Annotated in this window: 10 protein-coding genes, 1 tRNA gene and 1 other RNA gene; 6 read left to right on the top strand and 6 right to left on the bottom strand. The window is 74.2% G+C overall.

The window, feature by feature from the left end:
* Positions 1-66 precede the first annotated feature (66 nt).
* The 5 genes from ACZ6ZI_RS10740 to ffs form a co-directional block, all read right to left on the bottom strand.
* Positions 67-1560 carry a N,N-dimethylformamidase beta subunit family domain-containing protein gene (locus ACZ6ZI_RS10740; RefSeq protein ID WP_469518570.1) on the bottom strand — a complete coding sequence of 498 codons (1494 nt, stop codon included), beginning with the start codon at positions 1558-1560 and terminating at the stop codon, positions 67-69.
* A 239-nt stretch (positions 1561-1799) separates the two neighbouring features.
* Positions 1800-3536, bottom strand: a complete 1737-nt coding sequence (locus ACZ6ZI_RS10735) for a M48 family metalloprotease (protein WP_469518567.1) — start codon at positions 3534-3536, stop codon at positions 1800-1802.
* Between the two features lie 287 nt (positions 3537-3823).
* On the bottom strand, positions 3824-5086 hold the full coding sequence (gene purD, locus ACZ6ZI_RS10730) for a phosphoribosylamine--glycine ligase (protein ID WP_363059484.1): 1263 nt from the start codon (positions 5084-5086) through the stop codon (positions 3824-3826).
* A 60-nt stretch (positions 5087-5146) separates the two neighbouring features.
* The gene (locus ACZ6ZI_RS10725) at positions 5147-7378 is read right to left on the bottom strand and encodes a DNA polymerase III subunit gamma and tau (RefSeq protein ID WP_469518565.1); all 2232 of its coding nucleotides are present in this window, start codon (positions 7376-7378) and stop codon (positions 5147-5149) included.
* Positions 7379-7431: 53 nt separating this feature from the next.
* An RNA gene (gene ffs / locus ACZ6ZI_RS10720) (signal recognition particle sRNA small type) lies at positions 7432-7530 on the bottom strand.
* Positions 7531-7660: 130 nt separating this feature from the next.
* On the opposite strand from ffs, the gene ACZ6ZI_RS10715 reads away from it, so the two are divergent.
* The 4 genes from ACZ6ZI_RS10715 (at position 7661) to ACZ6ZI_RS10700 (ending at position 9071) form a co-directional block, all read left to right on the top strand.
* Positions 7661-7745, top strand: a tRNA-Ser gene (locus tag ACZ6ZI_RS10715).
* Positions 7746-7881: 136 nt separating this feature from the next.
* Complete coding sequence (locus ACZ6ZI_RS10710) at positions 7882-8097, top strand: type II toxin-antitoxin system VapB family antitoxin (RefSeq protein WP_469518563.1); 216 nt, start codon at positions 7882-7884, stop codon at positions 8095-8097.
* Entirely contained in the window at positions 8094-8516 is a 423-nt protein-coding gene (locus ACZ6ZI_RS10705) for a PIN domain-containing protein (RefSeq protein WP_469518560.1), read from the top strand. Before ACZ6ZI_RS10710 ends, ACZ6ZI_RS10705 begins: the two co-directional genes overlap by 4 nt.
* Positions 8517-8672: 156 nt before the next feature.
* On the top strand, positions 8673-9071 hold the full coding sequence (locus tag ACZ6ZI_RS10700; RefSeq protein ID WP_469518558.1) for a TOBE domain-containing protein: 399 nt from the start codon (positions 8673-8675) through the stop codon (positions 9069-9071).
* Between the two features lie 22 nt (positions 9072-9093).
* Here ACZ6ZI_RS10700 and ACZ6ZI_RS10695 read toward each other — a convergent pair whose 3' ends face one another.
* A complete protein-coding gene (locus ACZ6ZI_RS10695; RefSeq protein ID WP_469518556.1) occupies positions 9094-10539 on the bottom strand; it encodes a PucR family transcriptional regulator in 1446 nt (481 codons plus the stop codon).
* Positions 10540-10761: 222 nt separating this feature from the next.
* Between ACZ6ZI_RS10695 and ACZ6ZI_RS10690 the strand changes: the two genes are divergently transcribed.
* On the top strand, positions 10762-11616 hold the full coding sequence (locus tag ACZ6ZI_RS10690) for an FAD binding domain-containing protein (RefSeq protein ID WP_469518554.1): 855 nt from the start codon (positions 10762-10764) through the stop codon (positions 11614-11616).
* Entirely contained in the window at positions 11613-14399 is a 2787-nt protein-coding gene (locus tag ACZ6ZI_RS10685) for a molybdopterin-dependent oxidoreductase (RefSeq protein ID WP_469518552.1), read from the top strand. Before ACZ6ZI_RS10690 ends, ACZ6ZI_RS10685 begins: the two co-directional genes overlap by 4 nt.
* Positions 14400-14407: the final 8 nt, after the last annotated feature.

The raw sequence follows: 14407 nt of genomic DNA, 5'->3' as shown, positions 1-14407 counted from the left end.
CGCACGCCCATTCTCCCCCACCGGGTGCCGTGCCCGACCCGTGGGGGTGTCCGGGCGGGGCGGGGCTCAGTCCCGCTTGCAGATCCGGTCGAGGAGGTTCGCGGTGGCCCGCCGGACGCGTTCGTCCACGTGCCCGGGGCGGTCGAGGGCCGGCGACCAGGCGAAGGTGCCGGAGGCGAAGACGAGGGCGCCGCTGGGGGCGCGGTAGAGGGAGGTCTCCTGGTGGCGCCTGACCCCCTCGCCGTCGAGGTACGGGGAGTGCGCGAGCAGGATCCGGTCCTGGTGCGGCGGCAGCTGGGTGCGCGGGAAGTAGCGGTCGGCCTCGCCGGCGACGAGGCCGTCCAGCTCGTCGTTCTCGGCGGCGCCGGTGGAGTCCCACAGCCAGTGCGTGGCGTTGCGCACGACCAGCGGGGCCGGCTCGGGAACGCGCCCGGCGTACTGGATGCCGAGCAACTGCTGCTCGGGGCGGTCGATCTCGCGCCACAGGGTGGGGCGGCCGGGGCCGCGGCGTTTTCGGCAGGTGAGGAGGCGGTCGGGGACCCCGGAGGGGGAGGGGGCCAGTTCGACCTGCCAGTACATGGTGTTGGCGGAGAGGAAGACGAGCGAGGTGCCGTGGTCGCGGGCCCGCTCGACGGTGCGGCGCATCGGGACCGACCAGTACTCGTCGTGGCCCGGGAAGACCAGGCCCCGGTAGCGGGTCGGGTCGACGCGGCCGGCGTGGAGGTCGCGGGTGTCGGCGTAGGCGAGGTCGTAGCCGTAGCGCTCGGCCCAGCGGATGAAGTCGTAGGCGTGGCCGACGTGCAGCGGCAGGCCGGCGCCCGCGTAGGGGCGGTCGAAGGAGACGGTGATGGCGGCGTCCCGTTCGCCGAGGAGGCGGCCCTCCTCGTCCCACGCGTGGTAGAGGCTGGCGCCGGTGCGGCCGTCCTCGGGATAGAGGTTGTAGGCCTGCCAGGTGACGTCGGGGAGCAGGAGCAGCAGGTCGGCGGGGTGCTCGTCGCGCACCGTGAAGGGGATGTGCGAGCGGTAGCCGTCGGCGGTGGTGAGGACGGCCACGTAGGCGCCGACGGACCAGTACGAGGGCACCTGGAGCCGCCAGGACTGCCACCAGTGGTGGCAGGAGACGGTCCGGTCGGCGGTGAGCGGGGGCGGCTGGACGATGCCGGAAAGCCGGGGGCTCGTGGTGATCTTGGAGGCGCCGTCGCCGCCGTAGTGGCCGATGCGGTAGACGTCGACCGAGAACTGCTGGGGCGGGTCGACCGTGATGTGGAAGTCGATCGCCTCGCCGGGGGTGACGGCCCCGGTGGAGGTGAACCCCTTGATCTGGCGGTGCACGTCGTCGGCGGTGCGGGGGCCGCCCCCCGAGCCGCCCGGGGAGCCGTGGGTGCGCGGCAGGGTGCCGGGGGTGGCGGTCGGGTCCACGTACCAGGGCACGACCTGGCCGGTGTCGCCGAAATACAGCTCGCTGCCCCGGAACCAGGGCAGGGGGCCCTGGCCGAAGGGGTCGTTCACCGCGTGCGCGAGCGCACCTGACTCCCACCGCCGGATCTGGTCCGCACCCATACCGCTCCCCTCCCTCGCTCCCCCGAACGCGTTTTCGTCGTCTTGGTGCGCGGCGGGTTTCGGACACCTCCGTGCGACCGATCCCAGCACATCACATAACGCACGCAGTCCGTCACCGTTCGTCGCGAATTGACGTGAACGGAAGGCGGGCCACCGCTTGGCCCCGGGCACGCGAGGCCTCGACCCCGGGCCTCGCCCCTCGGCCTCGCCCCGGCCTGCCGGGACGCGGGCCGGACGGTTCAGACGAGGCGGACCGGCTTCTCCGGGCGCACCCCGACCTCGGCCAGCCACTCCCGCAGCGGCCCCGGGTCCCCGTCCTCGACGAGGGCCAGCACGTGCGGCGCGAGGTCCGAGCGGCGCTCGCCGCCGACCAGCAGGACCGGACCGTCGAGCCAGTCCAGGCCCGGGCCGGCGCCCGCGTAGTCCACCGCCGCGCAGCAGACCAGGGCGGTCACGTGGTCGGCCAGCAGGTCCCGGCCGCTGCGCGGGGGCTGGAGCGGGAAGAGCGGCATCGTGTCGGCCCCCCGGGCCCGGTCCGCCGCCACGCGGGAATCGGCGGCGCGTTCCTCCCGGGCCAGGTCCCCGCTGAGGCGTCCGGCGAGGGCCTCGCCGGCGAGGCAGTCCCCGGCCGGATCGGTGAGGTAACCGAGCACCCGCTCCAGGGTGGGGCCGCCGAGCCCGCCGGGTCCTTCGGTGGGCGGGGAGAGGGAGACCCGCGCCGCCCGATCGGCCCGATCGGCCCGATCGGCCCGGGCCGGGGGCGCGGTGGCGGTGGGCGCGGTGGCCGGGGGCGCCGCCGTCGGGGTGCCGGGGACGGCGAGGGCGTCCAGGGCGGCGTGCAGTCGGGCCGCCTCCGTACGCCACTTGCGGTCGACGACCTCCTGCGGATACTCCGCCCAGTCCACCGGGGACCAGTCCGGCCCGGTCTCGGCGGGGCCCCCGTGGAAGAGCCGCGCGGCCAACAGGGAGGCCGCCTCGTCGAGCACCCCGGGCTGCTCCAGCAGGTCGCAGGCCGGGCGCTCGCCCAGGCGCGTGGTGAATCCGTCGGCCAGGCGGTCCCGGCGGGACAGCTCGGTCAGCGCGGAGACCACCCCGGCGTCGAGGTGCGCGGGCCAGCGGCCCATCCGCCAGGCGGGCAGCGCGACCCGGGTCAGCAGCCGGTCCCAGCCCGCGTAGGCGAGGCCGACCTGCTCCTGGGCCGTGATGCGCAGCGCGTAGTCCACGTCGTGGGCGCGGTCCGAGGCGGCGGCGGCGACGCCGCGCTCCATCTCGGCGGCGTCCGTCCGGCACAGCCTCAGCAGCAGCCGGGCGGGTCCGGCGATCCAGCCGAGGCCGGGGCGCCCGCCGATGTCCACGGCCGCGTCGAGTCCGCGGACGAAGCCGCGCGCGTCGGCTATGTCGGGGTGCGCCGAGGGGCCGGTGCCGGCGATCACGGGCGCGAGGACCGCCCGGAGCTCCGCGACCCGCATCCACCACAGGAACGGCGAACCGATGACCAGCACGGGGGCCGCGCCGGGCTCCGCCTCGGGCCCCGCGGATATGCCGCCGCCGCGCCGGTGCGCGGGGTGCGCGCGGTCCTCCAGCCAGCTGTCGCAGTCCGGGGTGAGGGCTATCGCGGAGGGCGCGGGGACGTCCATCCGGTCGGCCAGGTCCCGTACGAGCCGGTAGAGGTCCGGCGCGGCGCTCTCGGGCAGCGGCACCGTGGGCGTCACGGCGGGGCCCGCCCGCAGCACGACGGCCCCGAACACCCCTCCGACCAGCAGGACCGACGCGGCGACCACGCACACGACCAGGGTCACCACCGGCCAGGGATCACCGGCGAGCCGGCCCGTCATCCGGGCGGCGACGAGGACCACCGCGAAGGCGGCGGGCAGGAGCAGGACGGCGAGCGCCCTGCTGCGCACCCGCAGTACGGCGAGGGCGCGTGAACGTGCGGACGGCACGTCCGCGTCTGCGATCGAACCCGTTCCGGACACGACCGGACCTCACCCCCTCTGCCCTGCGACGGTGTTGCTCACTCCCCCACTGTGACACCCGCCACCGACATCGCAATGCCGGTGGGCCATGTGCCGGAATGCTTGCGCCGCACCCTAGTTGGGGAGCGGCCGGACGTCAGGCAGACCGGGTGTCCATCACCCGATGGAATGGCTTTGGGTAAAGGTGGGTGCGTTCGAACGCGGCCGGATGCACTCGTACGCGGACATGCGCGCGGGCCCGGTGCGCGTCCGCGCGCCCCGGGCCCGTGTTGTGACCGCCGTGCAGGTCAGCGGCCTTCCGCCGCCTTCGCGGCGATGTCCGTACGGTGCTGGGAGCCGTCCAGGCGGATCCGTCCGACGGCCTTATACGCCTTCTCGCGGGCCTGGGCCAGATCGGAACCGGTCGCCGTCACCGACAGCACCCGACCGCCCGCGCTGACGATCGCCCCGCCCTCGCGCCGGGTCCCGGCGTGCAGCACGTAGGCGTCGGGGCCGTCCTCGGCCGCCACCTCGGCGAGGCCCTCGATCGGGTCGCCGGTGCGCGGGGTGTCCGGGTAGTTGTGGGAGGCGATCACGACCGTGACGGCCGCGTCGTCGCGCCAGCTGAGCGGCGGCTCGTCGGCCAGCGTGCCCTTCGCCGCGTGCAGCAGCACGCCCGCCAGCGGGGTGCGCAGCCGGGCCAGGACCACCTGGGTCTCGGGGTCGCCGAAGCGGGCGTTGAACTCGATGACGCGGGTGCCGCGGCCGGTCAGGGCGAGACCGGCGTAGAGCAGCCCGGAGAAGGGCGTGCCGCGGTGGCGGAGCTCGTCGACGGTGGGCTGGAGGACCAGCTCCATGACCTCGTCGACCAGCTTGGGGTCGGCCCACGGGAGCGGGGAGTAGGCGCCCATGCCGCCGGTGTTGGGGCCCGCGTCGCCGTCCAGCGCGCGCTTGAAGTCCTGCGCGGGCTGGAGCGGGACGACGGTGACGCCGTCGGTGATGGCGAAGAGGGAGACCTCGGGGCCGTCGAGGTACTCCTCGATGACGACGCGGTCGCAGGCCAGCGCGTGGGCTCGGGCGAGGGCGCGGTCCTCGGTGACCACGACGCCCTTGCCGGCGGCGAGGCCGTCGTCCTTGACGACCCAGGGGGCGCCGGGGGTGCTGAAGGCGTCGAGGGCCGCGTCGACCTCTTCGGGGGTGACGCAGACGTAGCTGCGGGCCGTCGGGACGCCGGCCGCGGCCATCACGTCCTTGGCGAAGGCCTTGGAGCCTTCCAGTCGGGCGGCCTCGGCGGACGGGCCGAAGACGGGGATGCCGGCCGCGCGGACGGCGTCGGAGACCCCGGCGACCAGGGGCGCCTCCGGGCCGACGACGACCAGGTCGGCGCCGAGCTCGCCGGCGAGGGCGGCGACCGCGTCGCCGTCGAGGGCGTCGACCGGACGCAGCTCCGCCACCTCGGCGATGCCGGCGTTGCCGGGGGCGCAGTAGAGCGCGGAGACGTCGGGGTCGAGGGACAGAGAGCGGCACAGGGCGTGTTCGCGGGCGCCGCCGCCGATGACGAGGACCTTCACGCCGCCCAGGGTAGCCCGGACGGCGTGGCGGGTTTCGTGCGGCCACCCAACTACGAGGGGCTACTCATTCGTGTATTCCTCCACAACGGTGGCTCCGAGCTCGCGCACGATCAGGTCGTGTCCGGTCAACGCGCTCTCCACCAGGTCCGGGTCGTCCGCCTCCGCCACGTCGTCCTCGGGGGCGACCGGCGGGGGCGCCTGCTGCGCGACGGGCCGCGGCGCCTCCTGCTGCGGGGCCTGCGGCCGGTACGCCTGCCGGTCCGCGGGCGCCGGGGGCTGCCGGTCCGCGGCCGGCGGCTCGTACGCGGGCGCGGAGGGGGCCGGGGCCGGGGCGACGGGCGCCTGCGGGGCGGCGTAGGACGAGTGCCGGTCCGGAGCCGGGCCGCCGCCGCCCACCACGGCGTCGATCTTCCAGTTGACCTGGAACTGCTCGGCGAGCACCGCCTTCAGGACGTCCTCGCTGCCGCTGCTCGCGAAGTTGTCGCGGGCGCCGGGGTTGGGGAAGCCGAGCTGGAGGGTCGTGCCGTCGAAGCCGGTGACCTGGGCGTTCTGGCTGAGCAGGATCCAGGTGAAGCGGCGGCGGTTCTTGACTGCCTCCAGGACGCCGGGCCACATCGCCTGGACCTGCCCGGCGCCGGCGGCCATGCCGGGCGAGGGCGTCGACGGGGCCGCGGCGGGGGTGGGGGCGGGAGCCGGGGCGACGGGAGCCGGGGCGGCCGGGGCGGCCGGGGCGGGGACGCCGCTGCCGGGGGCGGCGGCACTGGGCCAGGCGCCGGGGGCGGTGGCGGTGGGCGCGGTGGGCGCGGCCGGGGTGGCGGTGCCCGGCCAGGCGCCGGGAGCGCCGCTGCCGGGCTGCGCGGCGCCGGGCCACGCGCCCGGGGCGGGTGCGGCGGCCGGGGCGGGTGCGGCGGCCGGGGCCTGGGCGGCGGGGGCCGGCGCGGGCGGATGTACGGCGACGGGCTCCGGGGCGGGGGCCGCCGCCGACGGGGCTTCGGGGGCCCGTACGGCGGCCCGCGCGGCGGCGACACCGCCGGCCGGGCCGGCCGGGGCCATGCCGTGCGCCTCGGGGCCGGGGACGTAGCCCAGCGCGGGCGCGGCGGCGGCCGGGGCGGCGTAGGACACGCCGGCGGGCGGGCCGCTGCGCTCCAGGCGGTCGAGGCGGGCCTGGAAGGACCGCTCGTCGTCGAAGGCGGCGGGCAGCAGCACCCGGGCGCAGATCAGCTCCAGCTGGAGCCGGGGCGAGGTCGCGCCCCGCATCTCCGTGAGCCCCGCGTTGACCAGGTCGGCGGCGCGCGACAGCTCGGCGGCGCCGAACACCGACGCCTGGGCCTGCATCCGCTCCACGACATCGGCCGGGGCGTCGATGAGGCCCTTCTCCCCGGCGTCCGGCACGGCGGCGAGGATCACCAGGTCGCGCAGCCGCTCCAGCAGGTCGGCGACGAACCGGCGGGGGTCGTTGCCGCCCTCGACCACCCGGTCGACGACCTCGAAGGCGGCGGCGCCGTCACCGGCGGCGAACGCGTCCACGACGGAGTCGAGCAGCGAGCCCTCGGTGTACCCGAGGAGGGAGGTGGCCATGGTGTACGTCACGCCCTCCTCGCCGGCGCCGGCGAGGAGCTGGTCCATGACGGACATCGAGTCGCGCACGGAGCCGGCCCCGGCCCGCACGACGAGCGGCAGCACGCCGTCCTCGACCACGGACCCCTCGCGGCCGCAGACCTCGCCGAGGTAGTCCCGCAGCGTGCCGGGCGGCACCAGGCGGAAGGGGTAGTGGTGGGTACGGGAGCGGATGGTCCCGATGACCTTCTCGGGCTCGGTCGTGGCGAAGATGAACTTGAGGTGCTCCGGCGGCTCCTCGACCACCTTCAGCAGGGCGTTGAAGCCCGCCGAGGTGACCATGTGGGCCTCGTCGATGATGTAGATCTTGTACCGGCTGGAGGCGGGCCCGAAGAAGGCCTTCTCGCGCAGGTCGCGGGCGTCGTCCACACCACCGTGGGAGGCGGCGTCGATCTCGATGACGTCGATCGACCCCGGGCCGTTGCGGGCCAGGTCGCGGCAGGACTGGCACTCGCCGCACGGGTCGGGGGTGGGACCCTGCTCACAGTTGAGGCAGCGCGCCAGGATGCGCGCGCTGGTCGTCTTGCCGCAGCCGCGCGGGCCGCTGAACAGGTACGCGTGATTGACCCGGTTGTTCCGCAGGGCCTGCATCAGCGGGACCGTGACATGGTCCTGCCCGATGACCTCGGCGAACGACTCGGGGCGGTAGCGGCGGTACAGCGCAAGGGACGACACGTCTACGAGGTTATCCGGGCCCACCGACAACAGCGGCCCCACGCCGCCCCGGAACGCAAAGCGCCCCCCACGCACCCGCCAGAGCCCACTTACCCTTGCTGCCTTCCGGCCCTGGGGGAGTTGGGTGAGATAGCGCCACGTGAGGGGCTGGGCCCCACCCTAGCGGATACCGGGCCCGAGAATCGAGCCGCCCCGGCTCCCGGTCCCGACCGGCACCCTCTCCGACCCCAAGATCGGGATCGTGTTCGCGAGCACCCCTCAACGTCTTGTATTGTTTGCGGCGGAGGATTCGCCTAGAGGCCTAGGGCGCACGCTTGGAAAGCGTGTTGGGGGCAACCCCTCACGAGTTCGAATCTCGTATCCTCCGCCGGATCAGAGGGCCGGACCGCGTCAGCGGTCCGGCCCTCTGGCGTTTCCCGTCTCGGTTTCCGTCCCACGCGCGGCGCAGCGATGAACCTTCGGAGATATACTCACCTCCATACTTGATATCAAGGAGGTGCACCATGAGTCGCACGGTGATCGACCTCGATGACGAGCTGGTCGCGGACGTGGCCAAGGCGCTGGGGACCAGCACCAAGAAGGAGACGGTCAACACGGCCCTCCGCGAGGTACTGGAGAGCAGGCGGCGCGCGCTGGCCCTGACCCGCTTGCGCGCCGCCTCCGACGAAGGCGCGTTCGACCTGACGCTGTTCGAGGAAAAGAGGAACTACCGACGGTGAACGCCGCTCTCTACCTGATCGACACCAGCGCTCTCGCCCGCTTCCTGCACGGTGACGCGGAGCAGTACGGCTGGGACCAGGCAGCGGCGGCCGGCCTGATCGCCACGTGCCCCATCACCGAGCTGGAGTTCTTCTACAGCGCCCGATCGGCCGCCGACAGAGCGCGGGGCATCGAGGACATCAGGCTGATCTTCGGCTGGGTCCCGGTCGACGACCGCGCCTACGACCGGGCCTGGCAGGTCCAGGAGGCCCTCACCCAGCAGGGCAAGCACCGCAGCGCCGGTGCGATCGACCTCGTCGTCGCGGCGACCGCCGAACTGCAGGGCCTCACCCTCCTGCACCGGGACCACGACTTCGAGTGCATCGCCTCGGTCACCGGCCAGCCCCTCCAGTGGTACGGCCCGGCGGACCACAAGTAGTCGGACAGCGGTTGCGGTTGGGGTTGCGGTCGCATTCGCCTTCCTCCGCCGGATCAGAGGGCCGGACCCCGTCAGCGGTCCGGCCCTCTGGCGTTTCCCCGTCTCGGGTTCCGTCGCGGTCCGATCCGCGAAAGCCCTCGCGGCTATGCTGCGCGCGTGCCGTCGTATTCGATCGGGCAGGCCGCCGGCCTGCTGGGCGTGAGCTCCGAAACCGTCCGCCGCTGGGCCGACGCGGGGCGGCTGGACGCCCCGCGCGGGCCCGACGGGAACCGCGCGGTGGACGGGGCGGTGCTGGCCGCGTTCGCCAAGGAGCGGGCGGCCGGGATGCACCCGCTGCCCGAGGGCGCCCCCGTCACCTCCGTACGCAACGCCTTCGCCGGGATCGTCACGGCGGTACGGCTCGACGAGGTGGCGGCCCAGGTGGAGATCCAGTCCGGGCCGCACCGCATCGTCTCGGTGGTGACCCGGGAGTCCGTGGAGGAGCTCGGGATCGCGGTCGGGGTGCGCGTCACCGCCCGGGTGAAGTCGACGGACGTGCACGTCGACGTGCCCTGAGCGAGCGGGCCGTACGGACGGTTCAGGCGCAGCGCAGCGCCGCGTAGAGGTCCAGCTTGTGGTCCAGGCGGGACAGGTCGCGGCCCGTCAGGGCCTCCACCCGCTCGATCCGGTAGTGCACGGTGTTGACGTGCAGGTGCAGGGCCTCCGCCGTGCGGGCCCACGAGCAGTTGTTGGCCAGGAAGACCTCCAGGGTCTCGCGGAGCATGCCGTCGCCCAGCGGGCCGAGCGTGCGCGTCCCGAAGACGGATCGCACCTCCGGCGGCACCCCGCCGAGGAGTTCGGCCAGGGTGTCCAGCTGCTCGACTCCCCGCACCGGGGCGTCCTCGTCGGTCGCCGTCAACGCGAAGGCGGCCTGGTTGAGGGAGGCCCGCAGCCCTTCGGGGCCCGCCGTCCGCGCGCCCGCGCCGAGCCGCGGCTCGGACCCCTGCGGCGCGCACGCCCGCAGCAGCGGCCACAATCCGCGCAGCTCCGCCACGACGTCGAGCCGCCCGCTCGGGTCCTCGTGGAGCACCGCCGCGGTGTCGCCGGCCGTCCACGCGAGGCCCTCCAGGTGCCCGAGGGCCTCGGCCAGGGCCTCGCCCGAGGTGGCCGTCAGCACCCGGTACAGGCCGGTCGTGGGCAGTCCGGCGGCGGTCAGCGCCTCCTCCAGCGCGGCCGGATCGGCCTCGCGGGACAGCAGCGCGATCAGCTCCTGCCCGGCCGCGCGCTCGGCGGCGGTGCGGCGGGCCCCGCGGTCGCGGTACTGGGCGAACACCTCGGCGATCTCGTGGAGCACCCGCGGCGGCGCCGCGTCCGCGTCCGGCAGGTGCAGCCGCCAGGCGTCGTACGGGGATCCGTCGGCCTCGACGCGCAGCGAGAGCCCGTCGCGCGCGACGGCGGCCCGCCGGGCGGGCAGCGGCGGCGCGGAGGGCGTACGGGCCACCGTGCGCCCGCTCGCGGTCAGCACGTAGCAGCTGATCCTGCCCAGGTGGGCGCAGGCGCGGTCGAGCAGTTCGGCGGGGCCCGCGCCGCTCTCCAGGAGCCGGCTCAGCTCGCCGCGCACGTTCTCGGGGAGGGCGAAGATCCGGGTCGGACGGCGGCTGAGGTCGCCCCACTGGCGCAGGTACACGGCCTCGGTGACCGACCGGAAGCTGGTCCGCGCCGGGACGGCCACCACCGGCACCCGGTGGGCGCGGCAGGCGGCGATCAGCTCGTCCGGGACCCGGCCGTGGGTCTCCTCGCCGGCCAGCAGGGCGGTGGCCCCGGCCTCGGCGAGGGCGGAGACGAAGCGGTCGGTCTTCGCCGGGTCGGCGTCCGACCACCACACGAGACCGCTGAGCACGAGCTCGCCGGGGCCCAGGAACCGGCCCGGGTCCTCCAGGTCGGTGGCGGTGACGCCGCTGACCTCCTGGCCGAGAAGGGCTTCCTCGCCCCAGAGCAGGGTGAGGCCGAGGTTGTCGGACTGGAGGAGGTCGAGGACGTGCATGGCAGGGACTCCTTGCGGTGGGGGTGACCCACATTCGCCAGGTGAATACGAGAAACCACATCGTAAATGCAAGGGCAACGCGCGTATACGGGTCTTGGTTGATCCACCAAGGCGAACCGTCCCGAGTTGGCTGCTTTCCGTGGCCGAGACCAGTCGTTTCCGCCCGTCGGCGGTTGCTTCACTGAAGCGAAACCCCGGGATCAGGAAGGCTGGTGGCGCGAATTGGACCTCAACACCGTGCTCGACGTGCGCGACGCCCGCCGCCGCGAACCCTGGCGTCCCGGTGACGCCTGGCTCGGCGGCGGCACGTACCTCTTCTCCGAGCCCCAGCACCACATCCGCCGCCTCTTCGACCTCTCCCGCATGGGCTGGCCGCCCCTGTCGTGGCAGCCCGACGGCTCCCTCGACATCGCCGCCACCTGCACCATCACCGAACTGTCCCGCTTCGGCCGCACCCTGCCCGCCGCCGCGGCACCGCTCGTCGAGCAGTGCTGCCGCGCCTTCCTGGCGAGCTTCAAGATCTGGAACATGGCCACCGTCGGCGGGAACCTCTGCAACGGCCTCCCGGCCGGCCCGATGATCTCCCTGACCGCCGCCCTCGACTCCACCGTCCTGCTCCAGGGCCAGGACGGCGCCACCCGCCGGCTCCCCGTCACCGACTTCGTTCGCGGCGCCGGCGTCAAGGACCTGGGCGACGGCGAGCTGCTGCGTTCGGTGCGGATCCCCGCGTACGCCCTGGACACCCGTACGGCCTTCCGGCAGGCCTCGCTGTACGGGCTGGGCCGCTCCGGCGCCCTGGTGATCGGCGCGCTCGACCCGCGCGACGGATCCCTGGCCGTCACCGTCTCCGCGGCCACGACGCGCCCGTTCCGCTTCTGGTTCGCGCTGCCGCCCACCGCCGGCGAACTGCGCGCCGCGATCGACGACGGCGTACGCCCCGACGAGTGGTTCGACGACATCCACGGCCTGCCCGACTGGCGGCGGCACATGGCCCTGCACCTGGCCGAGGAGATCCGCCGCGAGCTGACCGACGCGACCGGGCGACGACCCGGCGCACCTCAGGAGGGTTCCCGATGAGCTACGGCATCGAGATCAACGAGCAGCGCTTCGAGGACGAGCCCCGCCCGGGCCAGTGCCTGCGCACCTACCTGCGCGAACGCGGCTGGTTCGGCGTGAAGAAGGGCTGCGACCAGGGCGACTGCGGGGCCTGCACCGTCCACGTCGACGGGCAGCCCGTCCACAGCTGCCTCTACCCGGCGGTCCGGGCCGAGGGCCGCTCCGTCACCACCGTCGAGGGCCTCGCCCGACCCGGCGGCGAACTGCACCCGGCGCAGCGACAGTTCCTCGACGCCCAGGGCTTCCAGTGCGGCTTCTGCACCGCCGGGTTCCTGATGACCACCGCCGCCCTCCAGGCCGAGGAGGGCACCGCCCACGACGACGGGAAGCTGGACGACCTCCCGCGCGCCTTCAAGGGCAACATCTGCCGCTGCACCGGCTACCGCGCCATCGAGGACGCGGTGCGCGGGGTCAGGCACATCGAGGAGCCCGAGGCCGGTCAGGCCGTCGGCCGCAGCCCCGGGGCCCCCGCGGGCCCGCAGGTGGTCACCGGCACCGCCCGCTACACCTTCGACGTCGAGGTGCCCGGCCTGCTCCACATGAAGCTGCTGCGCTCCCCGCACCCGCACGCCCGGATCGTCGACATCGACACCCGCGAGGCGCTGCGGGTCCCCGGCGTCCACGCCGTCCTGACCCACCACGACGCCCCGGACCGGCTGTACTCCTCGGCCCGCCACGAGCACCCCACCGAGGACCCGATGGACACCCGGGTCCTGGACGACGTCGTCCGCTTCGTCGGCCAGCGCGTGGCGGCCGTCGTCGCCGACAGCGAGCAGGCCGCGGAGGAGGGCTGCCGGCGCGTGGTCGTCACGTACGAGGAGCTGCCCCACGTCACCGACCCGGAGGAGGCCATGCTGCCGGGCGCGCCCGTGCTGCACCCCAAGGGCCCCGAGTCGGGGATCTTCCGGGCCGAGAACAACGTGTGCGGCGAGGTCCACGCCACCATCGGCGACATGGACAGGGGCTACGCCGAGGCGGACGTGGTCCTGGAGGAGACCTTCCGGACCCAGCGGGTTCAGCACGCCAGCCTGGAGACCCACGGCAGCGTCGCGTACTTCGAGCCCAAGGAGGACGGGCAGGGCGAGCGCGTCACCGTCCGCTCCTCCACCCAGGCCCCGTTCCTGACCCGACGGGCGCTGTGCGCCCTGTACGACCTGAACGAGGACGAGGTCCGCGTGGTCGCGGGCCGGGTGGGCGGCGGGTTCGGCGGCAAGCAGGAGATGCTGACCGAGGACATCGTGGTGCTCGCCGCCCTGAAGCTGAGGCGCCCGGTGAAGCTCGAGTTCACCCGCGCCGAGCAGTTCTACGGGGCCACCACCCGCCACCCCTTCAAGATCACCATCAAGATGGGGGCCAAGGCCGACGGCACCCTCACCGCCCTGCGCATCCGCGTGCTCGCCAACACCGGCGCCTACGGCAACCACGGCCCGGCGGTCATGTTCCACAGCGTCGGGGAGTCCTTCGCCGTCTACAAGGCGCCGAACAAGGAGGTCGAGGCGTACTCCGTCTACACCAACGGGGTGCCGGCGGGCGCCTTCCGCGGCTACGGCCTCGGCCAGGTCCTCTTCGCCCTCGAATCGATGATGGACGAACTCGCGGTCGCGCTCGGGATGGACCCGCTCGTGCTGCGCGAGAAGAACGTCATCGGCGCGGGCGACCACCTCGTCACCCCGATCGGCCACGAGGAGGACCTGTTCATCGCCTCCTACGGGATGCGGCAGTGCATGGACGTCGTACGCCGGGCCATCGCCGACGACCGCAGCCACGAGGACGTCCCCGAGGGTTGGCTCACCGGCACCGGATCGGCCGTCGCGATGATCGCCACGGGCCCCCCGGGCGGCCACTTCGCCGACGCCACGGTCAGCCTGCTGTCCGACGGCACGTACGACATCGCGGTCGGCACGGCCGAGTTCGGCAACGGCACCACCACCGTCCACAAGCAGATCACCGCGGGCGCGCTGAACACCACCGTCGACCGGATCACGGTCCGCCAGTCGGACACCGACGTGGTGCGCCACGACACCGGCGCCTTCGGCTCGGCCGGCACGGTGGTCGCGGGCAAGGCGGTGATGCTGGCGGCGAACTCGCTCGCGGAGCGGCTGCGGACCTTCGCTGCCCGCCACACCGGCGTGGCCCGGCACCTGTGCAGGCTGGAGGCGGAGGCCTTCGACTGCGCGGGCCGCGTCGTCACGCTGAAGGAGCTCCACGAGGCCGCGTACGAGCGGGGCCGGCCGGAGGAGGTCTCGGCGGACGGCCACTGGGGCGGCTCGCCTCGCTCGGTCGCCTTCAACGCCCAGTGGTTCCGCCTCGCGGTGGACCCGGACACGGGCGAGATGCGCATCCTGCGCAGCGTGCACGCGGCGGACGCCGGCAAGGTCATGAACCCGGTGCAGTGCCGGGGGCAGGTCGAGGGCGGCGTGGCCCAGGCCCTGGGGGCGACCCTGTTCGAGACCGTACGGGTGGACGAGCGCGGGGAGGTCACCACGGCCGCCTTCCGCCGCTACCGCCTGCCGCAGTACGCGGACGTCCCGCGCACCGAGGTCCACTTCATGGAGACCTCGGACGCGATCGGGCCCCTCGGCGCCAAGTCCATGTCCGAGAGCCCCTTCAACCCGGTCGGCCCGGCCTTCGCGAACGCCCTGCGGGACGCGACGGGCATCCGCTTCACGGAGATGCCGCTGACCCGGGACGTCGTCTGGCGGCGGATCCACCGGAAGATGCAGGGTGAATCCGCTGAATCATGACCCGTATG

Source organism: Streptomyces sp. NPDC103540, assembly GCF_055584445.1.
This window is presented reverse-complemented; position numbering and strand designations above follow the sequence as displayed.